The organism is Pseudomonas sp. BW16M2, from assembly GCF_014268865.1.
GTDB classification, from domain to species: Bacteria; Pseudomonadota; Gammaproteobacteria; order Pseudomonadales; family Pseudomonadaceae; genus Aquipseudomonas; species Aquipseudomonas peradeniyensis.
In genome coordinates, this window is record NZ_JABWRI010000003.1 from 210645 (window position 1) to 231621 (window position 20977).

The window sequence follows — 20977 nt, forward strand, 5'->3', positions numbered from 1 at the left end:
TTCTGCCGACAGGATACCTTGTCGGCAGCCATGGAGGTTGCTGGCTACAGGTGGTGCACCACGGCCAGGTCCATGCGCCCGTAGTCGCCGGCCTCGCTGTGCTCGCTGCGCGGTGGCATGTGGTGGGTCTTCATCACCTGGTCGCCCTGCACGGTCTCCAGGTGGATATCGAAGCCCCACAGGCGGTGCAGGTGCTTGAGCACTTCCTCGGTGGAGTCGCCCAGGGGTTTGCGGTTGTGCTGCTGGTGACGCAGGGTCAGCGAGCGGTCGCCGCGCCGGTCGATGCTCCAGATCTGCACGTTGGGCTCGCGGTTGCCCAGGTTGTACTGCGCGGCCAACTGCTCGCGGATGGTGCGGTAGCCGTCCTCGTCATGGATCGCCGGTACCAGCAGGTCGTCGCGTTGGTCGTCGTCGAGGATGCTGAACAGCTTGAGGTCGCGCATCACCTTGGGTGACAGGTACTGCAGGATGAAGCTTTCATCCTTGAAGCTGCTCATGGCGAACTTGATCGTCGACAGCCAGTCGCTGCCGGCGATATCCGGGAACCAGCGGCGATCCTCCTCGGTAGGGTGTTCGCACATGCGGCGGATGTCGGTGTACATGGCAAAGCCCAGGGCATAGGGGTTGATGCCGCTGTAATACGGGCTGTCGAAGCCTGGCTGGAACACCACGCTGGTGTGCGACTGCAGGAACTCCATCATGAAACCTTCGGTGATCAGCCCCTCGTCGTACAGGTCGTTCATCAGGGTGTAGTGCCAGAAGGTCGCCCAGCCTTCGTTCATCACCTGGGTTTGGCGCTGCGGGTAGAAATACTGGGCGATCTTGCGCACGATGCGCACCACTTCGCGCTGCCAGGGCTCCAGCAACGGGGCGTGCTTCTCGATGAAGTAGAGGATGTTCTCCTGGGGTTCGGCCGGAAAGCGCGCGTCGTCTCGTTCGCCGCCCTTTTCGGCGCCCTTGGGGATGGTGCGCCAGAGGTCGTTGATCTGCCGCTGCAGGTGCTCCTCGCGCTCCTTCTGCCGACGGCGTTCTTCCTCGGCGGAGATGGGGTAGGGGCGCTTGTAGCGGTCCACGCCGTAGTTCATCAGGGCGTGGCAGGAGTCGATCAGGTCCTCGACGGCATCGATGCCGTGGCGCTCCTCGCATTGGGCGATGTACTGCTTGGCAAACACCAGGTAGTCGATGATCGAGCTGGCGTCGGTCCAGGTGCGGAACAGGTAGTTGCCCTTGAAGAAACTGTTGTGGCCATAACAGGCGTGGGCGATCACCAGTGCCTGCATGCACATGGTGTTCTCTTCCATCAGGTAGGCGATACACGGATCGGAGTTGATCACGATCTCGTAGGCCAGGCCCATCTGGCCACGGCTATAGGACTTCTCGGTACTGAGGAACTGCTTGCCGTAGGACCAGTGGTGATAGCCCAGCGGCATGCCCACCGAGGCGTAGGCGTCCATCATCTGCTCGGCGGTGATCACTTCGATCTGGTTGGGGTAGGTGTCCAGGGCGTAGCGGGCGGCCAGGCGACTGATCTCGCGGTCGTAGGTCTGGATCAGCTCGAACGTCCATTCGGAGCCGGTGGAAATGGGCTGGCGTCTCTGCTCTCTGGCGGTCATGTGGCTAACCTGCGCTGGAAGAGTTCACGGAAGACCGGGTAGATGTCGCCGGCCGATACCAACTGCTGCTGGGCGAAGGTGTCGGGGAACGCCTCGCCGATGCGCTCGTACTCGTACCACAGCGCCTGGTGTTCGCGTGGGGTGATCTCGACGTAAGTGTAGTACTGCACGTGCTGCATGATCTGGTTGGCGAGGATGTCGCGGCAGATCGGCGAGTCGTCGTTCCAGTTGTCGCCGTCCGAGGCCTGTGCGGCGTAGATGTTCCAGTCGCTGGCCGGGTAGCGCTCGGCCATGATCTCCTGCATCAGCTTGAGCGCGCTGGAGACGATGGTGCCGCCGGTTTCGCGGGAGTAGAAGAACTCTTCCTCGTCCACTTCGCGGGCGCTGGTGTGGTGGCGGATGAATACCACCTCGATGCGGTCGTAGTTGCGCTTGAGGAACAGGTACAGCAGGATGAAGAAGCGCTTGGCGATGTCCTTGGTGGCCTGGGTCATGGAGCCGGACACGTCCATCAGGCAGAACATCACCGCCTTGGAGCTGGGGTTGGGCTGCTTGACCAGCAGGTTGTACTTCAGGTCGAAGGTGTCGAGGAACGGCAGGCGGTTGATGCGCGCCTTGAGGCGTTCGATCTCGGTCTCGGTGTCCTGGATGTCGGTGAAGTTGTCCGGTTCCTCGACCTTGAGCCGGTCCAGCTCCTTTTGCGCCTCGCGCAGCAGGGCGCGGCTGCTGCCGGTCAGGGCGATGCGCCGGGCGTGGGCCGAGCGCAGGGTGCGGACGATGTTGATGCGCGATGGGTTGCCCTCGTTGGCAATGCCTGCACGCACGGTCTTGAAGGTGTCGGCCCCGGTCAGGTGACGCTTGACTAGGTTGGGCAGCTCCAGGTCCTCGAACATGAACTCGAGGAATTCTTCCTGGGTGATCTGGAACACGAAGTCGTCCATGCCCTCGCCGGAGTTGCCGGCCTTGCCGCGGCCACCGCCGCCACCGCCACCTTGTGGCCGGGCGATGTGTTCGCCGGCGGTGAATTCCTTGTTGCCGGGGTGGACGATGGTCTGCTTGCCGCCGCGACCGTGGTGCAGCACGGGTTCGTCGATGTCGCGACCCGGGATGCTGATCTGTTCGCCATGCTCCATGTCCATGATGGAACGGCGGCTCACGGCCTCTTCGACGGCCTTCTTGATGTGTTCACGGTAACGCCGCAGGAAGCGCTGGCGGTTGACCGTGCTCTTGTTCTTGCCGTTCAGGCGTCGGTCGATTACGTAGCTCATGGTCCCTCCGGTAGCTGGGAACAGCTGCACGCTTCAAGCTACGAGCTGCACGTAAAAGCAGCCGCCGCCGTCCGGGCCGGCAAGGCCAGCCTCGGACGCGCGGCGTGTAGCGTGTCGCCTTATTGCGATTTCCTGACCCGCAGGTACCATTCCGACAGCAGTCGAACCTGCTTGTCGGTGTAGCCACGCTCCACCATCCGGGTGACGAAGTCGTTGTGCTTCTGTTGATCCTCCTTGCTGGCCTTGGCGTTGAAGCTGATGACCGGCAGCAGGTCCTCGGTGTTGGAGAACATCTTCTTCTCGATCACCACCCGCAGCTTCTCGTAGCTGAGCCAGCTGGGGTTCTTGCCATTGTTGTTGGCCCGGGCGCGCAGCACGAAGTTGACGATTTCGTTGCGGAAGTCCTTCGGATTGCTGATGCCGGCCGGCTTCTCGATCTTCTCCAGCTCCTCGTTGAGGGCGATACGGTTGAGGATCTCGCCGGTTTCCGGGTCGCGGTATTCCTGGTCCTGGATCCAGAAGTCGGCGTACAGCACATAGCGGTCGAAAATGTTCTGGCCGTATTCGCTGTAGGACTCCAGGTAAGCGGTCTGGATCTCCTTGCCGATGAACTCGATGTAGCGCGGCGCCAGGTATTCCTTCAGGTAGCGCAGGTAGCGCTCGCGCACCTCGGCCGGGAACTGTTCCTGCTCGATCTGCTGCTCCAGCACATACAGCAGGTGCACCGGGTTGGCCGCCACCTCGTGAGGGTCGAAGTTGAACACCTTGGAGAGGATCTTGAAGGCGAAGCGGGTCGACAGGCCGTTCATGCCCTCGTCGACGCCCGCGGCGTCGCGGTACTCCTGGATCGACTTGGCTTTCGGGTCGGTGTCCTTGAGGTTCTCGCCGTCGTACACGCGCATCTTCGAGTAGATGTTGGAGTTCTCGGGCTCTTTCAGGCGCGAGAGCACGGTGAACTGAGCCAGCATCTTCAGTGTGTCAGGCGCGCAATGGGCCTTGGCCAGGGAGCTGTTGATCAGCAGCTTGTCGTAGATCTTGATCTCGTCGCTGACGCGCAGGCAGTACGGCACCTTGACGATGTAGATCCGGTCGATGAAGGCCTCGTTGTTCTTGTTGTTGCGGAAGGTATGCCACTCCGATTCGTTGGAGTGGGCCAGCAGGATCCCGGAGTAGGGGATCGCGCCCAGCCCCTCAGTGCTGTTGTAGTTGCCTTCCTGGGTCGCGGTGAGCAACGGGTGCAGGACCTTGATCGGCGCCTTGAACATCTCGACGAATTCCATCAGGCCCTGGTTGGCCCGGCACAGCGCGCCCGAATAGCTGTAGGCGTCGGCGTCGTTCTGCGGGAATTCCTCGAGCTTGCGGATATCCACCTTGCCCACCAGGGCCGAGATGTCCTGATTGTTCTCGTCGCCCGGCTCGGTCTTGGCGATGGCGATCTGGTTGAGGATGGACGGGTAGAGCTTGACCACCCTGAACTTGCTGATGTCGCCACCGAACTCCTGCAGGCGCTTGGTGGCCCAGGGTGACATGATGGTGTTGAGGTAGCGGCGCGAGATGCCGTATTCCTCTTCGAGGATCTGGCCGTCCTCGGCGGCGTTGAACAGGCCCAGGGGCGATTCGAACACCGGCGAGCCCTTGATGGCGTAGAACGGCACCTTTTCCATCAGCTGCTTGAGCTTCTCGGCCAGCGACGATTTACCGCCGCCCACCGGGCCCAGCAGGTAGAGGATCTGTTTCTTCTCTTCCAGGCCTTGGGCGGCGTGGCGGAAGTAGGAGACGATCTGGTCGATGCACTCTTCCATGCCATGGAAGTCGGCAAAGGCCGGATAGCGGCGGATCACCTTGTTGGAGAAGATCCGCGACAGCCTGGAGTTGCTTGAGGTGTCGATCAGCTCTGGTTCGCCGATGGCCAGCAACAGCCGCTCGGCCGCCGAGGCATAGGCGCTGCGATCCTCTTTGCACAGCTCGAGGTACTCCTGCAGCGAAAGTTCTTCCTGGCGGGTGGACTCGAAACGTTGTTGGAAGTGGCTAAAAATGCTCATGACGTCACCTCGCTCGATACGTGGAGACGACGCCGGATCAGTCAGCTGATGCTGGCATGCAACCGGGCTCGCCGATTGCTGTATACCCCCCAGAACACCTTGGAACGCTACCGATGACCCGCACGCCGGTGTACCGGCTCTCCCCTTTTTTGGATGGCCTGGGCTTAAGGATAGTTGGTTATACGCAAGGTCAAGGGCGGGGAGCCGAGAAGACGCCTGCGACCGTTCGTCAGGTCGGGCGCAAGCCCGCGCCAAGCGCGGGCTGGAGGAAAAATGAAAAAATTATTCGGCGCTGCCCTGGGCGGTTTCCGCCGGGTAGGTGTTGCGCCACAGCTCGAAGCCACCGTCGATGCTGTAGACGTTGGAGAAGCCCTGGCCGACCAGGTAGGCGGCGGCGCTCTGGCTGGAATTGCCGTGGTAGCAGACAACCAGTGTAGGTGCGTCCAGGTCGGCGTTGCGGATGAAATCGGCGACCGAGTGATTATCCAGATGAGTGGCGCCGGCAATATGCCCGGCGGCATAGGCTTGCGGGTCGCGAATGTCGACCACGACTGCACCTTCCGCACGCAGGGCGAGGGCTTGCTCGGGGGTAATGCGCTTGAATTCGCTCATGGGTGCGGTTCCTTCAGGGGTGTCCGTTGAGTGGGGCCGGCGGGCGCGGGGTGCCCTCGCGGGTGCAGTCGCAGCGGTGGAACTCACCACTGTCGACATTGTACAGGGTCATCGCGCCACCCCAGACGCAGCCGGTGTCCAGGGCGATCACGCCGGGCACGTCGACTCGGCCTTCGAGGGCGGCCCAGTGGCCGAAGATGATCTTCACGTGACGCGAGCGGCGGTCCGGGTGATCGAACCACGGCTTGTAACCCTTGGGGGCGCTGTCGGCGCCTTCCTTGGTCTTGAGGTCGAGCTTGCCGGCGGCGGTGCAGAAGCGCATGCGGGTGAAGTAGTTGGTGATCACCCGCAGGCGCTCGACGCCGGCCAGGTCCTTGCTCCACTTGTTCGGCTCGTTGCCGTACATGCCGTCCAGGTACAGCTTCAGGCGGCCGTCGTCGCGCAGTACTTCCTCGACCTCTGCAGCGAGCTCCAGCGCCTTGCCCAGGGTCCATTGAGGTGGAATGCCAGCATGGACCATGGCGATGCCGCGGGCCTCGTCGTAGTGCAGCAGCTTCTGCTGGCGCAGCCAGTCGAACAGCTGGTCGGCGTCCGGGGCCTCGATGATTTCGCGCAGGGTGTCGCTTTTCTTCAGGCGCTCGACGTTGTGCCACGCCGCCAGCAGGTGCAGGTCGTGATTGCCCAGCACGCAGACCAGCGCATGGCGGATCGAATACAGATAGCGCAGGGTCTCGAGGGACTCGGGGCCGCGGTTTACCAGGTCACCCACCAGCCACAGGCGGTCGACGGCCGGGTTGAAGCGTACGCGTTCGAGCAGGCACTTGAGCGGTTGCAGGCAACCTTGCAGGTCGCCGACCGCATAGGTGGCCATCAGTGCAGGGCCCCGGGCACGGCCAGGCGGAACGGGGCGATCGTGGCGTCGAAGCGCTTGCCGTCCTCGGCGAACATCTGGTAGCTGCCCTGCATGGTGCCGACGCGGGTGCTGATGACCGCGCCGCTGCTGTAGGTGTGGCTCTGGCCGGGCTCGATCAGCGGTTGCTGGCCGATCACGCCGGCGCCGCGCACTTCCTCGACCTCGCCGTCACCGTTGGTGATCAGCCAGTGGCGGGACATCAGCTTGGCCGTGACCGTGCCATTGTTCTGCACGGTAATGGTGTAGGCGAAGGCGAAACGGCTGCTTTCGGGGTCGGATTGGTCTTTGAGGTAGCGGGTCACGACGCTGACGTCGATCTGATAGCGGGGGTCGGACATGCAAGGGCCTTGGGCGAACTGACGCAATAACGCAGTCTAGGCCATTGGCGGGGGTGGAGGCCAGTTATCCCTGATGGCGGGGCAAGCCCGCTCCCACGGAGGGAGCGGGCACTTGGTCAGGCCTGCTGTTCGGCCAGTTTGTCGGCCAGGCGCACGAAGGCGGCCAGGTCCAGCTGCTCGGGGCGCAGGCTGCCATCGACACCAGCAGCCTCGATGGCCGCGCTGTCGAGCAGCCCCTTCATGGTATTGCGCAGGGTCTTGCGGCGCTGGTTGAACGCTTCGCGTACCACCTGCTCCAGCAGTCGCGCATCCTTGGCCGGGTGTGGCAGCACTGCGTGCGGCACCAGGCGGACAATGGCCGAATCCACTTTCGGCGGCGGGTTGAAGGCGCCAGGGCCAACGTTGAACAGGTGCTCGACCCGGCAGTGGTACTGCACCATGATCGACAGGCGCCCCCAGTCACCGCCACCCGGGCCGGCCGCCATGCGCTCGACCACTTCCTTTTGCAGCATGAAGTGCATGTCGCGGATCAGCCCGGCATGGCTGAGCAGATGGAAAATCAGCGGGGTGGAGATGTTGTAGGGCAGGTTGCCGACCACCTTGAGGCTGCGCTCAGGCACGCCCAACTGGTTGAAGTCGAACTTCAGGGCATCGCCCTGGTGCAGGCGGAAGTTGCCGCGCCCGGCGAACTTGTGCTGCAGGATCGGCACCAGGTCCTTGTCCAGCTCCACCACGTCCAGCTGTGCGCCGCTGCCCAGCAGGCCCTCGGTCAGGGCGCCCTGGCCCGGGCCGATTTCCAGCAGGTGTTCGCCGGCCTTGGCGTTGATCGCCCGCAGGATGCGATCGATGATTCCGGCGTCGTGCAGGAAGTTCTGGCCGAAGCGCTTGCGCGCCCGGTGTTGGTAGTGCTCGGTCATGGTCGGTTCTCGGCCATCTGGTAGGCGGTTTCCAATGCGACGCGCAGGCTGCCGGTGTCGATCCGGCCGGTGCCGGCCAAATCCAGGGCGGTGCCGTGGTCGACCGAGGTACGGATGATCGGCAGGCCCAGCGTCACGTTGACCGCGGCGCCGAAGCCCTTGTACTTGAGTACGGGCAGGCCTTGGTCGTGGTACATCGCCAGCACCGCGTCGCAGTGCTCCAGATATTTGGGGGTAAACAGGGTATCGGCCGGCAGCGGACCGCGCAGGTCCATGCCTTCGGCGCGCAGGCGCTGCAGCGCCGGCTCGATGATGTCGATTTCTTCGCGGCCCAGGTGGCCGCCTTCTCCGGCATGCGGGTTGAGTCCGCAGACCAGGATGCGTGGGTTGGCGATGCCGAACTTGTCGCGCATGTCCGCATGCAAGATGCGGGTGACGCGCTCCAGGCGTTCGCCAGTGATGGCGTCGGCGATATCGCGCAGGGGCAGGTGGGTGGTCACCAGGGCCACGCGCAACCCTCGGGTGGCCAGCATCATCACCACTTGCGCGGTGTGGGTGAGGTCGGCGAGGAACTCGGTGTGCCCGGAGAAGGCGATCCCGCTCTCGTTGATCACACCCTTGTGCACGGGGGCGGTGATCATCCCGGCGAACTGCCCGTCGAGGCAGCCCTGGCCGGCCCGGGTCAGCGTCTCCAGCACGAACGCGGCGTTGGCCTTGTCCAGCTGTCCGGCCACCACCGGGTTGGCCAGTGGTGTGTCCCAGACGTACAGGCTGCCGGCGGGGGCTGGCAGGCTGGGGAAACTGTCGGGGGTGACGGGCAGCAGGCTGACGGCCAGCCCCAGCTGCGCGGCCCGCTCGGCGAGCAGGTCACGGCTGGTGATGGCGATCAGGGGGTGGGGCTGGGCCTCGGCGGCGAGCTGCAGGCACAGGTCGGGACCTATGCCGGCCGGCTCGCCGGGCGTGACGGCGAAGCGCTGGGGCTTCACTGGGCGGCCTGGTCGGCGCCAGGCAGCTTGATTTCAACGTAGGCTTCGTCGCGGATCTGGCGCAGCCAGTTCTGCAGCTCTTCGTCGTACTTGCGGTTGCGCAGGACGTTCATGGCCTGCTGCTCGCGCGCCTGCTCGGTGCTGTCGGTGGCGCGGCGGCCCAGGACTTCCAGCACATGCCAGCCGTACTGGGTCTTGAACGGCTTGGTCACCACGCCTTGCTGGGCGTTGGCCATCTGCTCGCGGAACTCCGGCACCAGGCTGTTCGGGTCGACCCAGTTGAGGTCGCCACCGTTGAGCGCGGAGCCCGGGTCTTCCGAGAAGCTCTTCGCCAGTTCGGCGAAGTCTTCACCGTTCTGGATCCGGTCGTACAGACGCTCGGCCAGTTGCTCGGTGGCGGCTTCGCTGCGGATCTCGCTCGGCTTGATCAGGATGTGGCGCACATGCACTTCGTCGCGCAGGATGCTCTCGCTGCCGCCACGCTTCTCCTCGAGCTTGAGGATGATGAAGCCGTTGGGGATGCGGATCGGCTGGGTGATATCGCCAATGGCCATGCTGCTGAGCATCTTGGCGAAGTCGGGTGGCAACTGGCCGGCCTTGCGCCAGCCCATCTCGCCGCCTTCCAGGGCGTTCTCGCTGGCGGAGCGTTCAATGGCCATCTGGCCGAAGTCCTTGCCCTGCCGGAGTTGCTGGTAGACATCGCCGACCTGGCGGGCGGCGGCCTGGATGGCGTCCGAGTTGGCGCCTTCCGGGGTCGGGATGAGGATGTTGGCCAGGCGGTACTCTTCCGACATCTGCATCTTGCCCAGGTCCGAGTTGAGGAAGTTCTTCACTTCCTGCTCGGACACCTGGATACGCTCGGCCACACGGCGTTGACGCACGCGGCTGATGACCATCTCGCGCTTGATCTGCTCGCGGGCATCGTCGTACGACAGGCCGTCGTGGGCCAGGGCGGCGCGGAACTGCTCCAGCGACATGCCATTGCGCTGGGCAATGGTGCCGACGGCCTGGTTCAGTTCTTCGTCGGTGATGCGGATACCCGAGCGCTCGCCGATCTGCAGTTGCAGGTTCTCGACGATCAGGCGCTCCAGTACCTGCTGCTGCAGGGCGGCGGCAGGCGGCACACCACCGCCACGCTTGGCGATGGTCTGCTGCACTTCGCGCACGCGCTGGTCCAGCTGGCTCTGCATGACCACGTCATTGTCGACGGTGGCCACGATGCGGTCGATGGGTTGCACCGCGGCATGCACCGCGCCACTCAGCATTGCGGCGCCCAGCATCAGCGGGCGCAGACGATCAATAAGCTTGCTCTTCACGTGTACGGTAACCTTGAATGCCTTGGTCCAGGAACGTTTCGACCTTGTTGCCGACTACACCACCGAGCCCTTTGAGCACGATCTGCAGGAAGATGCCATGGTCGCCCTTTTCGTTGCTCGGGACGGCCTGGCTGAAGTCGTCGTAGTCCATCCAGTAACGGTTGATCAGGCGCAGCTTCCAGCAGCAGTTGTCATACTCGAAGCCGCCCATCGCTTCCAGTGTGCGGTTGCGGTTGTAGTCGTGCTGCCAGCGGGCGATGACGCTCCACTGCGGGACAATCGGCCAGATGACCGAGAAGTCGTGCTGCTGGATCTTGTAGTAGTCCTCGATATAGCCCGGAGTGCCCGGTGTGCCATAGTCGCCGCCGCCGACTTTCCAGGTGCCGCTCTGCGAGTCATAGGTGATCAGGTCGTTTCGATAGCGATAACCGAGGTTGACGACTTTGTTAGGGTTGTCTTCAGGCTGGTAGTGGAACATCGCGCTGCCCGAGCGAGTGCTGCGGCTGTCCGGATCCCAGTTGAAGTCGGAGTTGAAGCGCCAGTCGCGGTTGAAGGCGTATTCGTATTCAAGCGCATAGGGCGAGACGTCTGCCTGCGTGTCCTTGCGGGTGCGGTAATCGATACCCGGCAACTGGGCCTTGCGGTCCTTGAAGTAGTACGCCTGGCCAATGCTGAAGCGCTGGCGCTGGAAGCCATTGTCTTCGATCCAGCGGTTGGTCACGCCCAGCGACAGCTTGTTCTCGTCGCCAATGCGGTCGACGCTGCTGAAACGATTGTCGCGGAACAGCGAACCGTAGTTGAACGTGTTTTCGTAGGTATCGAACAGCGGGATGTCCATCTGGTCCTTATAGGGGACATAGAGATAGAACAAGCGAGGTTCGAGTGTCTGGCGGTAATGCGTACCGAACAATTGGGTGTCGCGATCAAAGTACAGGCCACTGTCGACACTGAAGATCGGGATATCGCGGTTCTGGTTGCTCTTGTAGTCGCCGTAGAGCGCAGTCCGGTCCGGGAAGTCGATCAGGTCTTGCTTGCCCTTGCCATCCAGGTCGAGGTCGTAATGGGTATAGACGTACTTCAGCTTCGGAGTGATATAGCCGTAACTGGCCTGCATAGGCAGGCTGATCGCCGGAGCGACATTCAAACGGGTGCCGTTGGCGCGTGCAATACTGAAAACGTTCTCATCCAAGCGGCGACCAGCTGCACCCGCGGTCGAGTCCGGAAGTCCATCCTTGTCGGTGACGAAGTCATTCTTCAGATCACGCTCGAATCGAACCGCCTCGGTTTCATAGCTCAGGTCGAAACCACCCGGGTGATAAGGCAGCATCCCATTGAAGGTGATCTGCGGCAGACGGTCATACGGCGTGATCTGCGAGATGGTGGCCAGCTCGTAGGCATGTACGTTCAGGCGTGCGGTGTAGCTGTCCCCGCGATACGTGAGCGCACCTTGCTTGTCGAGGACGTCGCGGCTCTGGACACCGATCTGGTCCGACTCCAGGTCCTGGAAGTAGAACGGATCGCTGATGTCGGTGTAGTCCACCTCGGTCATCAGGCGTTCGTCCAGCCCGCCCTTGTGCTGCCAGTTGACCATCCAGCGTTCTTTCTTGTAGTCCGTCTGCAGCTTGCGGTCGTCGTCCTGATCGCTCAGGTAGGCGCCGCCGAACTGACCTTCGCTGGACTTGGTCAGGTAGCGGAACTCGCCTTCCATCAGCATGCCGCGCTTGGCCATGTAGCGCGGGTACAACGTGGCGTCGTAGTTCGGCGCCAGGTTGAAGTAGTACGGCGTGACCAGCATGAAGCCGGTGTCGCTGCTGGAACTGAACGACGGCGGCAGGAAGCCGGACTGGCGACGGTCGTCGATCGGGAAGTAGATGTACGGTGTGTAGAACACCGGGAAATCCTTGACCCGCAGCGTCACGTTGGTCGCGGTGCCGAAACCGGTGGCCGGGTTCAGGGTGATGTTGTTGCCCTTGAGCTGCCATGCGTTGCTGCCCGGCTCACAGGTGGTATAGGTACCGTCCTTGAGGCGGATGATGGCGTTCTCGGCGCGTTTGGCGTACAGCGCGTTGCCGCGGATGTGCGACTTGTGCATCACGTATTCGGCGTTGTCGACCCGGGCTTCGCCGGTGTCGAGCTGGATCTGCGCCTCGTCGCCGACCACCAGCGAGCCGTTGTCGCGGATCTTGACGTTGCCCTTGAGCTCGCCCCGGTTCTCGGCCTGGTACAGGTTGGCCTCGTCGGCTTCGGCCTGCATGCTGCCCTGGCGCATGACCACGTCACCGGCGAGGGTGGCGATCTGCTGCTCCTGCTGGTACTTGGAGACCTTGGCGTTGATATAGGTGGGCGACTCGTCCTTGGGCGTGGAGTCGTTCATGCCTGGGCGGGTCGGCTCGATGTAGGCGCCGCCGCAGTACGGGCCGGTCTCGGCCAGTTGCGCAGCGGTGAGCTTCTCGCGCGGGACCCAGTCCAGGTGGCTGTAGTCTTCGCTGCGCGATTTCAGGCCGCGGCCCTTGGCCTCGGTGACCAGCATCGGCTTCTCGGCCTCGGTCGCGGCGGCCTCGCCAGGCGCTTCGGCGCCCGAGCTGGCAGCGGCAGCGCCCGGATGTACCGGGCGCGGAGGCAGGTTGGCGGAGGTCTTGGGCTTGCAGTCCCAGCCACCGGCGGCGGACACTTGGCAGTCGAACTGCTCGGCCGCCACCACGTACGACGTGGCCAGGGGTTGCAGGGCCAGCAGACCGCCAGTCACCAACAACGGAAACTTCCTACGAAACGCGGGGGATTTCAATGCCATCTTATTAGTCCGGGCTTCCTGCGTGCCATCTGCCCGCGTGTGGGGGCCGCACGCCTCTCGATGGTCTGAAAAAGATGCTGGATAATAAAGCATGACCCGCTTGACGGCTAGGGCCGTCGGAGAACCCTCGTAATGCCCGATCACGATGTACGCCTGCAACAACTGACCGCCTGGCTCGCCGGGCAACTGGAGAGCCTGTTCCGTAGCAACGCCTGGGGCGAAGTGCCCACCGGCAGCCTGACCGCCGCCAGCAGCGATGCGAGTTTCCGCCGTTATTTCCGCTGGGAGTGCGCCGGCCACAGCTTCGTGATCATGGATGCGCCGCCGCCGCAGGAAAATTGCCGTCCGTTCGTCGATATCGATCACCTGCTGGCCACGGCGGGCGTGAACGTGCCGGTCATTCATGCCCAGGACCTGGAGCGTGGTTTCCTGCTGCTGGGCGATCTGGGTCGCCAGACATACCTGGACATCATTGATTCGGACAACGCCGACGCACTGTTCGCCGATGCCATCGATGCGCTGCTGGCGTTCCAGCGCCTGCCGATGGACGCGCCGCTGCCCAGCTACGACGTTGCCCTTTTGCGCCGCGAGGTGGAGCTGTTCCCCGAGTGGTACGTAGGCCGCGAGCTTGGCCTGACCTTCACCGAAGCGCAGCAGGCCACCTGGCAACGGGTCAGCCAGGTGCTGATCGACAGCGCCCTGGCCCAGCCCAAGGTGCTGGTGCACCGCGACTACATGCCGCGCAACCTGATGCAGAGCACGCCAAATCCGGGCGTGCTGGACTTCCAGGATGCCGTCTACGGCCCGGTAACCTACGATATCACCTGCCTGTTCAAGGACGCCTTCCTCAGCTGGCCGCAGCCGCGCGTAGAAGGCTGGCTGCGTGGTTATTGGGAAAAGGCCCGAGTCGCCGGTATCCCGGTTCAGCCTGATTTCGAGGCGTTCCACCGTGCCAGCGATCTGATGGGTGTGCAGCGTCACCTCAAGGTCATCGGTATCTTTGCCCGCATCTGCCACCGTGACGGCAAGCCGCGCTACCTCGCCGACGTGCCGCGCTTCTTCGCCTATATAGATGAAGTGATCGCCCGCCGTCCCGAACTGGCCGAGCTGGGGCAACTGATTGCCGAGCTCAAGGGCGAGGCGCGTTCATGAAGGCGATGATCCTGGCGGCAGGCAAGGGCGAGCGCATGCGCCCGCTGACCCTGCATACGCCCAAGCCGCTGGTGCGCGCAGCCGGCAAGCCGCTGATCGAATACCATCTGGAGGCGCTGGCCCGCGCCGGTATCCGCGAAGTGGTCATCAATCACGCCTGGCTCGGCCAGCAGATCGAGGACCACCTGGGCGATGGCAGCCGCTTCGGCCTGCGCATCCGCTACTCGCCGGAGGGCGAGCCACTGGAAACCGGTGGCGGGATCTTCAAGGCGTTGCCGCTGCTGGGGGATGCGCCGTTCCTGCTGGTCAACGGTGACGTCTGGACCGACTACGACTTCACTGGCCTGAATGCTCCGCTGCAAGGGCTGGCGCACCTGGTGCTGGTGGATAATCCCGGTCATCACGGCCGTGGCGACTTCCGCCTCGCGGATGGCCAGGTGAGCGATGGTGACGACGCCCCGGGAACGCTGACCTTCAGCGGTATCTCGGTGCTGGACCCGGCGCTGTTCGAAGGCTGCCAGCCCGGCGCGTTCAAGTTGGCGCCCCTGCTGCGCAAGGCCATGGCCGAAGGACGGGTGAGCGGTGAGCACTATCGTGGTCACTGGATCGATGTCGGCACCCTCGAGCGCCTGGCCGATGTCGAGCGCCTGATCGGCGAGCGTGCCTGACATGTGGTGGCCGAGCACAGTGATTGGTGCCGGTGCCGGTTTCGCCGTGGCCAGCATTCCGGGGGCATTGCTGGGGGCGTTGCTGGGACAGGCCATGGATCGGCGCCTGCGACTGCAGGGGTGGGAGGATGTGCGCGAGCGCCTGGGTGGGCGCCCGGCGCTGCGTGACGAGGAACTGCTGTTTGTCCTGCTCGGACGCCTGGCCAAGAGTGACGGCCGGGTGGTCGAGGGGCATATCCAGCAGGCGCGTCAGGAAATGTCGCGGCTGGACCTGGCGGAGCCTGCGCGGATGCGGGCGATTGCCGCGTTCAATCGCGGCAAGTCGGGCAAGGGCCGGCTGGGTCACTACCTGCGCCGGATCAAGCTGCAGCCTCACGCTGCCGAGGGTACCCTGCGTGCCTGTTGGCGCATGGTCTGGGCCGACGGCAAGGCAGGGCGCCAGGAGCGCGACCTGTTGTTGGGCTGGGGGCAGCAGTTGGGGCTCAGTCGCAACCAGGTACAGGCCATGTCGTTGGAGTATGAGCCGCGCAAGTCTGCGATCGAAGGCGGTGCGATGACCTATGCGGCGGCGTTGAGGCTGCTGGGAGTGGAGCCGGATACCGAAGCGGACAAGATCAAGCAGGCCTACCGGCGGTTGCTCAGTCGACATCACCCGGACAAGCTGGTGGGCAGTGGCGCCAGTGAGGCCAAGGTGCGCGAGGCGACCGAGCATACCCGCGAGTTGCATCAGGCCTATGCCATGATTCGCAAGCGACGCGGGCTTTAGGTTTGCCATCGCCGGGCAAGCCCGCTCCCGCGTTGCTGGAGTTGGCTTGTCCCTCGATGCACCTCACTCTTCCTTGGGCTTCAGCCAGCCGCGTACCCGGCGCAGCAATTGCTCCTGCTCGGCGGCCTTGTTACCGGGCACGACCATCAGCGACAGCTGCCGGTACTGGCTGTTTTTCTCTCGCTTGCTGGCTTGCAGACGCTGTTGCGCGGCCAGTCGATCCTGGGTGCGGGTTGTGTAGTACAGATCCGCCGTTGGTACTTTCAGGGTCGGTGTCAGGCTCAGCAGGTCGTGCTCCACCCGCGCCGGTGTCTGTGCGGCGGCCATCACCAGCTTCTGTACCTGGGGCGGCTGCTTCTCGCTGAGGTAGCGCGCGGCCCAGTACGCGCCACTGCCGTTGCCCAGCAGCACGATGCTGCGTGCTTTCTGCTGCTGGGCGTAGGCCACGGCGGCATCGAGGCGGGCGAAGATGCGTTCGGCATCCTCCTCACTGGTGTGCTCGTCGGCTTCGACCGCGTCGGTGCTGTCGGCCGCGTCCGCCTCGGGCGCGGTGGCCTGGGCCACGTTGGCGTTGGCATCGGCTGGCGTGTCCTTGGCCGGGGCCGATTCGCCATCTTCCTTTTTCGGTTCGACCACCGGCTTGGCTTCGACCCGGGCCTGCGGGCGCTCTGCCAGCAGGTCGGGCAGGCTCAGGCTCAGGGTGCTCCAGCCGACATCGGGGAAGCCACGGCGCAGCGGGCCGACGGTGGTTGGCCAGTCGGCACTTTCGCCGGCACCGGGAACGATGATCACCGCGCCTTGCGGATCGCTGTCGTTGGCCGGCTTCCACAGCGCCAGGAAGTTCTCGCCATTGGCCTGCAAGGTCTGTTGCTCGGCCTTGGGCACCTGGCGCTCGAGGGCCAGGGCATCGTCCTGGCTGCGTTCGAGCAGCGGTGCACGGGGAACAGGGGTGGCCGCTTCTGTGGCGGCCTGCGGTGCTTCGGCGTCAGCGGCCTGAGCGCCGAGCGGCAGGAGCGAAGCCAGGCAGAACATTGCCAGCGTCGTGCGATAAAGTGTGAACATCGATCAATCCAAGGCCAGAATCATACCGGCAGCCTAATGGTATTTGCCCGCGACGGCCACGCCAGGCGGCCGTCATTGCCAAGACGAGCGTAGAGATGAAGCGAGTGCGTTGCCTGTGGGTTATCGGCTGGTTGTGTCTACCCTTGATCGCCCTGGCAAAGCCGGAGGCGCCCCCGTCCGTGGTGCTCGACCCGGCCCAGCAGCAGTGGCTGGATGAGCACCGCGGCCTGCGCGTCGGCCTGGTGCTGCAGGCACCCTATGCCCAGTTCGACCGCCGTCTGCAGCAGTTCTACGGGGCCAACGTCGAACTGGTGGGCGCGCTGTCCCAGGCATTGCGGTTGGACCTGACCTGGCGTGGCTTCCCGGACCAGGCAGCGCTGGAGCATGCGTTGCAGGCCGGGGAGATCGATTTTGCCCCCGGCCTGACGCAGACACCCACCAGCCTGCGGCTGTGGCTGTTCAGTGACCCTTACATGCGCGTGCCGCAATTGGTGGTAGGGATGCGCAGCGGTGCGGTGGCCGTGGATCTGGAGAAGCTGACCGCCAACGAGCGGGTGGCTGTGCGCATGCCAGGTGCCCTGGCGGACTACCTGCGGAGCAATTACGGCAATCTCAACCTGCAGGGCGTGCCCAACGAGCGGGAGGCGCTGCAGCTGGTGCTGGGCGGCCAGGCCAGCTTCGCCGTGTTGGATGAGGCGCAACTCAGCCGGCTTTCCCGCGAAGGCGAGTTCGCCGATCTGGCGGTGGTGGGCGATATCGGCTTGCCGCAGTTGCTGCGGGTTGGCTCGCGGCGAGACTGGCCCGTGCTTGCCGATATCCTCGAACGCGCCCTCCAGGCCCTGCCGGCCAAGACCCTGGAGCAAATGCACCAGCGCTGGCTGCAGCCCAAGTACCCACGCTTTTCCGAGTCCGCCGGCTTCTGGCAGAACCTCGCCTTGCTGTTCGGCCTGCTGCTGCTGTGTGCCCTGGCTACCCTGGTCTGGCAGCGTCGCCAGCAGCGCGGCCTGGAACGGGGCTTGCTGGCTGCCCGCGAGAGCCTGGTGGAGCGTCAGGTGCGCGAGGAGGCGTTGCGCCTGAGCCAGTTCTCCATCGACCAGAGCACGGTGGGTATCCTCTGGGTCAACTGGGACAGCCATGTGCGCTACGCCAACCATGCCGCCGAACGCATGCTGGGCTATTCCGAGGGGGCGTTGCTGGAGCGGCCGCTGGTCGATATCGAACCCAACCTGAAGATGGATCGCTGGCTGGAGCTGTGGAAGCGCGCCCGCACCGGGGACGGCGGTGAACAGCAGTTCGAAAGCCAGTGCCGACGCGCCGACGGCAGCCTGTTTCCGGTCGAGTTGTCGTTGTCGTTCCTGCGTTTTCGCGATGCGGAGTATCTGGTGGTGTTCCTCGCCGATGTCACCGAGCGCCAGCGCGACCTGGCCGCGTTGCGCGAAAGCGAGGCGCGGCTCAAGGGCATTGCCGGCAATGTGCCGGGGCTGGTGTTCCGCCTGGAGCGCGACCCGGCCGAAGGCGATCCGGAGTTCCCCTATATCAGCGAAGGCAGCGAGGCGCTGGTCGGTTATACCCCGGCGGCGATCCAGCACCCGCAGATGGGGCTGCGCAACCTGGTTCATCCGCAGGACCGCGCCGATTATCACCGGGTCCAGGACCTGGCCCTGGCCAGCGACCAGGACTGGTCGTGGCAAGGCCGTATCCTCACCCGCCAGGGCGAACAGCGCTGGGCCGACATCAAGGCGACCACGCGGCGCCTGGCCGATGGGCGCATGGTGTGGGATGGTGTGGTCTGGGACATCACCCAGGGCAAGCAGGCCGAGCTGGCCCTGGCCGCCTCCCAGGAACAGCTGCGCGAATTGTCGGCGCATCTGGAAAGCGTGCGCGAGGAGGAAAAGGCGCGCATCGCCCGCGAGGTGCACGACGAACTGGGGCAGATGCTCACGGTGCTCAAGCTGGAAGTGTCGATGTGCGAGCTGGCCTACGCCGAGCTGGATGCCGGGCTGCATGAGCGCCTGGCCAGCATGAAGCGTCTGATCGCCCAACTGTTCCAGCTGGTGCGTGATGTGGCCACCGCTTTGCGTCCGCCGATTCTCGATGCCGGGATCGCCTCGGCCATCGAGTGGCAGGCACGGCGTTTTGAGGCCCGCACGCAGATTCCCTGCCTGGTCGAGGTCCCGGAGCAGTTGCCGCCCTTGAGCGATGCCAAGGCCATCGGCCTGTTCCGCATCCTCCAGGAGGCGCTGACCAACGTCATGCGCCATGCCCAGGCGCACACCGTGCAGATCGCCCTGGTCGAGGAGGGCGGACAGTTGCGCATGACGGTCATCGACGATGGCGTGGGGTTCGCCGTCGATGCGGCCCGGCCGACGTCGTTCGGCCTGGTGGGGGTGCGTGAGCGCGTGCTGATGCTGGGCGGCGACATGACCCTGGAAAGCGAGCCCGGCGAAGGCACCAGCCTGAGCGTGGCGATTCCTTTGGCGTAGGAGAGAACGATCGTGATTCGAGTGCTGGTGGCGGAAGACCACACCATCGTCCGTGAGGGCATCAAGCAGTTGATTGGCCTGGCCAAGGACATGCAGGTCGCCGGCGAGGCGGGCAACGGCGAGCAGTTGCTGGAAACCCTGCGCCATACTCCCTGCGAGGTGGTGCTGCTGGATATCTCCATGCCGGGGGTGAACGGCCTGGAGGCCATCCCGCGGATCCTGGCATTGAACAACCCGCCGGCGATCCTGATGCTGTCGATGCACGACGAGGCGCAGATGGCCGCGCGGGCGCTGAAGGCCGGGGCGGCGGGCTATGCCACCAAGGACAGCGACCCGGCACTGTTGCTCACCGCGATTCGCCGGGTTGCCGGGGGCGGGCGCTATATCGATCCGAGCCTGGCCGACCGCATGGTCTTCGAGGTGGGGCTGACCGAAACGCGGCCCCTGCACACGCTGCTGTCCGAGCGTGAGTTCTCGGTGTTCGAGCGCCTGGCCCAGGGCGCCAACGTCAACGACATCGCCCAGCAGCTGGCGCTGTCGAACAAGACCATCAGCACCCACAAGGCGCGCTTGATGCAGAAGCTCAAGGTCAACTCGCTGGCGGAGTTGGTGAAGTATGCGATGGAGCACAAGCTGGTCTGATTGCGACATATATGGCACACAGGGTCAGCGCATTCCCTGTGGGAGCGGGCTTGCCCGCGAATGGGCCTGACCTGCTGATCCCGGTGGCTGAACCGGCCATTCGCGGGCAAGCCCGCTCCCACAGGTTGCCCGGTTGCCAGTAGGCAACATTCCAATCCCGCCATCCGTGTAGGGCAATCCCTACAGCAAGTCTTCCACCCGGATGATGGCAATCTCTCAGCCCCCCCGATTTACGGGCGCTTGCGCCTCTTCTACGCTGTGCCCACGCAGTCATTCCAACAAGAAGGTGCAGGGCATGAGCGAGGCGAATTCGAACGAGACGCTGGTCAGCTTCCGAGGTGTGCAGAAGAGCTACGACGGCGAATCGCTGATCGTCAAGGACCTCAACCTGGACATCCGCAAGGGCGAGTTCCTGACCCTGCTCGGCCCGTCCGGCTCGGGCAAGACCACCAGCCTGATGATGCTGGCCGGCTTCGAGACCCCCACCGCCGGTGAAATCCAGCTGGCTGGACGCTCGATCAACAATGTGCCGCCGCACAAGCGTGACATCGGCATGGTGTTCCAGAACTACGCGCTGTTCCCGCACATGACCGTGGCCGAGAACCTGGCCTTTCCGCTGACTGTGCGCAACCTGAGCAAGACCGACATCAGCGAACGGGTCAAGCGCGTGCTTGGCATGGTCCAGCTCGATGCCTTCGCCAAGCGCTACCCAGGCCAGCTCTCCGGGGGCCAGCAGCAGCGCGTGGCCCTGGCCCGTGCCCTGGTGTTCGAGCCGCAGCTGGTGCTGATGGACGAACCGCTCGGCGCCCTGGACAAGCAACTGCGCGAACACATGCAGATGGAGATCAAGCATATCCACCAGCGCCTGGGCGTGACCGTGGTCTACGTGACCCACGACCAGGGCGAGGCGCTGACCATGTCCGACCGGGTGGCGGTGTTCCACCAGGGCGAGATCCAGCAGATCGCCGACCCGCGCACCCTCTACGAAGAGCCGCGCAACACCTTCGTCGCCAACTTCATCGGCGAGAACAACCGCCTCAACGGCACCTTGCTGGCCAGTGACGGCAACCGTTGCCAGGTGCAGCTGGCCCGGGGCGAGCGGGTCGAGGCGCTGGCGGTGAACGTCGGCCAGGCCGGCGAGCCGGTGACCCTGTCGATCCGTCCGGAGCGCGTGCGCCTGAACGGCCACAGCGAACGCTGCGTGAACCGCTTCTCCGGCCGGGTGGCCGAGTTCATCTACCTGGGCGACCACGTGCGGGTGCGCCTGGAGGTCTGCGGCAAGGCCGATTTCTTCGTCAAGCAGCCGATCGCCGAGCTCGATCCGGCCCTGGCCGTGGGCGATGTGGTCCCACTGGGCTGGGAAGTGGAGCACGCCCGCGCGCTCGATCCGATTGCCGAAGCCCATTGA

The 20977-nt window shown here is 64.4% G+C and carries 17 protein-coding genes; 6 read left to right on the plus strand and 11 right to left on the minus strand.

The genetic code is table 11. The features are described from left to right. Positions 1–44: 44 nt before the first annotated feature. The 10 genes from HU735_RS05170 to HU735_RS05215 all read right to left on the minus strand — a co-directional run bounded on the left by HU735_RS05170 (position 45) and on the right by HU735_RS05215 (position 12796). On the minus strand, positions 45–1613 hold the full coding sequence (locus HU735_RS05170; protein WP_186712681.1) for a SpoVR family protein: 1569 nt from the start codon (positions 1611–1613) through the stop codon (positions 45–47). After that, complete coding sequence (locus HU735_RS05175; RefSeq protein ID WP_050703510.1) at positions 1610–2881, minus strand: YeaH/YhbH family protein; 1272 nt, start codon at positions 2879–2881, stop codon at positions 1610–1612. The genes HU735_RS05170 and HU735_RS05175 overlap by 4 nt, the downstream gene beginning before the upstream one ends. A 119-nt stretch (positions 2882–3000) precedes the next feature. Beyond that, positions 3001–4923, minus strand: coding sequence for a PrkA family serine protein kinase (locus HU735_RS05180; RefSeq protein ID WP_050703511.1), 1923 nt, complete (start codon positions 4921–4923; stop codon positions 3001–3003). Between the two features lie 282 nt (positions 4924–5205). Next, positions 5206–5535, minus strand: coding sequence for a thiosulfate sulfurtransferase GlpE (gene glpE / locus HU735_RS05185; protein WP_186712682.1), 330 nt, complete (start codon positions 5533–5535; stop codon positions 5206–5208). Between the two features lie 13 nt (positions 5536–5548). Beyond that, positions 5549–6406 (minus strand): symmetrical bis(5'-nucleosyl)-tetraphosphatase, encoded by an 858-nt coding sequence (locus HU735_RS05190; RefSeq protein ID WP_186712683.1) that lies wholly within the window; start codon positions 6404–6406, stop codon positions 5549–5551. Further along, positions 6406–6786, minus strand: coding sequence for a Co2+/Mg2+ efflux protein ApaG (gene apaG, locus HU735_RS05195; protein ID WP_186712684.1), 381 nt, complete (start codon positions 6784–6786; stop codon positions 6406–6408). Before apaG ends, HU735_RS05190 begins: the two co-directional genes overlap by 1 nt. Before the next feature lie 116 nt (positions 6787–6902). Continuing rightward, positions 6903–7703 carry a 16S rRNA (adenine(1518)-N(6)/adenine(1519)-N(6))-dimethyltransferase RsmA gene (gene rsmA / locus HU735_RS05200; RefSeq protein WP_186712685.1) on the minus strand — a complete coding sequence of 267 codons (801 nt, stop codon included), beginning with the start codon at positions 7701–7703 and terminating at the stop codon, positions 6903–6905. Continuing rightward, entirely contained in the window at positions 7700–8689 is a 990-nt protein-coding gene (gene pdxA, locus HU735_RS05205; protein WP_186712686.1) for a 4-hydroxythreonine-4-phosphate dehydrogenase PdxA, read from the minus strand. The genes rsmA and pdxA overlap by 4 nt, the downstream gene beginning before the upstream one ends. Continuing rightward, positions 8686–10005 (minus strand): peptidylprolyl isomerase, encoded by a 1320-nt coding sequence (locus HU735_RS05210; protein WP_186712687.1) that lies wholly within the window; start codon positions 10003–10005, stop codon positions 8686–8688. Before HU735_RS05210 ends, pdxA begins: the two co-directional genes overlap by 4 nt. Continuing rightward, positions 9986–12796, minus strand: a complete 2811-nt coding sequence (locus HU735_RS05215) for an LPS-assembly protein LptD (protein ID WP_186712688.1) — start codon at positions 12794–12796, stop codon at positions 9986–9988. Before HU735_RS05215 ends, HU735_RS05210 begins: the two co-directional genes overlap by 20 nt. 132 nt (positions 12797–12928) lie before the next feature. Between HU735_RS05215 and HU735_RS05220 the strand changes: the two genes are divergently transcribed. Genes HU735_RS05220 through HU735_RS05230 form a run of 3 tightly spaced genes read left to right on the plus strand, consistent with a single transcriptional unit; the run spans position 12929 to position 15382 of the window. Then, positions 12929–13948 (plus strand): phosphotransferase, encoded by a 1020-nt coding sequence (locus tag HU735_RS05220; protein WP_186712689.1) that lies wholly within the window; start codon positions 12929–12931, stop codon positions 13946–13948. Beyond that, positions 13945–14616 (plus strand): N-acetylmuramate alpha-1-phosphate uridylyltransferase MurU, encoded by a 672-nt coding sequence (murU, locus tag HU735_RS05225; RefSeq protein WP_186712690.1) that lies wholly within the window; start codon positions 13945–13947, stop codon positions 14614–14616. Before HU735_RS05220 ends, murU begins: the two co-directional genes overlap by 4 nt. A 1-nt stretch (position 14617) precedes the next feature. After that, positions 14618–15382, plus strand: coding sequence for a TerB family tellurite resistance protein (locus HU735_RS05230; RefSeq protein WP_186712710.1), 765 nt, complete (start codon positions 14618–14620; stop codon positions 15380–15382). Positions 15383–15445: 63 nt separating this feature from the next. Here the strand turns inward: HU735_RS05230 and HU735_RS05235 are convergent, their stop codons facing one another. Further along, positions 15446–16444: an alpha/beta hydrolase family protein gene (locus HU735_RS05235; protein ID WP_186712691.1), complete on the minus strand. Its 999-nt coding sequence runs from the start codon at positions 16442–16444 to the stop codon at positions 15446–15448. Positions 16445–16539: 95 nt separating this feature from the next. Between HU735_RS05235 and HU735_RS05240 the strand changes: the two genes are divergently transcribed. The 3 genes from HU735_RS05240 (at position 16540) to HU735_RS05250 (ending at position 20977) form a co-directional block, all read left to right on the plus strand. Further along, entirely contained in the window at positions 16540–18927 is a 2388-nt protein-coding gene (locus HU735_RS05240) for a sensor histidine kinase (RefSeq protein WP_186712692.1), read from the plus strand. Between the two features lie 9 nt (positions 18928–18936). Beyond that, entirely contained in the window at positions 18937–19569 is a 633-nt protein-coding gene (locus HU735_RS05245) for a response regulator transcription factor (RefSeq protein ID WP_175406173.1), read from the plus strand. 295 nt (positions 19570–19864) lie between these two features. Beyond that, positions 19865–20977 carry an ABC transporter ATP-binding protein gene (locus tag HU735_RS05250; RefSeq protein WP_186712693.1) on the plus strand — a complete coding sequence of 371 codons (1113 nt, stop codon included), beginning with the start codon at positions 19865–19867 and terminating at the stop codon, positions 20975–20977.

What these genes read in the sequence shown, in the direction of transcription:
- HU735_RS05170 (WP_186712681.1), bottom strand. Translation starts at nt 1,613, where the DNA reads ATGACCGCCAGAGAGCAGAGACGCCAGCCCATTTCCACCGGCTCCGAA.
- HU735_RS05175 (WP_050703510.1), bottom strand. Translation starts at nt 2,881, where the DNA reads ATGAGCTACGTAATCGACCGACGCCTGAACGGCAAGAACAAGAGCACG.
- HU735_RS05180 (WP_050703511.1), bottom strand. Translation starts at nt 4,923, where the DNA reads ATGAGCATTTTTAGCCACTTCCAACAACGTTTCGAGTCCACCCGCCAG.
- glpE (WP_186712682.1), bottom strand. Translation starts at nt 5,535, where the DNA reads ATGAGCGAATTCAAGCGCATTACCCCCGAGCAAGCCCTCGCCCTGCGT.
- HU735_RS05190 (WP_186712683.1), bottom strand. Translation starts at nt 6,406, where the DNA reads ATGGCCACCTATGCGGTCGGCGACCTGCAAGGTTGCCTGCAACCGCTC.
- apaG (WP_186712684.1), bottom strand. Translation starts at nt 6,786, where the DNA reads ATGTCCGACCCCCGCTATCAGATCGACGTCAGCGTCGTGACCCGCTAC.
- rsmA (WP_186712685.1), bottom strand. Translation starts at nt 7,703, where the DNA reads ATGACCGAGCACTACCAACACCGGGCGCGCAAGCGCTTCGGCCAGAAC.
- HU735_RS05215 (WP_186712688.1), bottom strand. Translation starts at nt 12,796, where the DNA reads ATGGCATTGAAATCCCCCGCGTTTCGTAGGAAGTTTCCGTTGTTGGTG.
- HU735_RS05220 (WP_186712689.1), top strand. Translation starts at nt 12,929, where the DNA reads ATGCCCGATCACGATGTACGCCTGCAACAACTGACCGCCTGGCTCGCC.
- murU (WP_186712690.1), top strand. Translation starts at nt 13,945, where the DNA reads ATGAAGGCGATGATCCTGGCGGCAGGCAAGGGCGAGCGCATGCGCCCG.
- HU735_RS05230 (WP_186712710.1), top strand. Translation starts at nt 14,618, where the DNA reads ATGTGGTGGCCGAGCACAGTGATTGGTGCCGGTGCCGGTTTCGCCGTG.
- HU735_RS05235 (WP_186712691.1), bottom strand. Translation starts at nt 16,444, where the DNA reads ATGTTCACACTTTATCGCACGACGCTGGCAATGTTCTGCCTGGCTTCG.
- HU735_RS05240 (WP_186712692.1), top strand. Translation starts at nt 16,540, where the DNA reads ATGAAGCGAGTGCGTTGCCTGTGGGTTATCGGCTGGTTGTGTCTACCC.
- HU735_RS05250 (WP_186712693.1), top strand. Translation starts at nt 19,865, where the DNA reads ATGAGCGAGGCGAATTCGAACGAGACGCTGGTCAGCTTCCGAGGTGTG.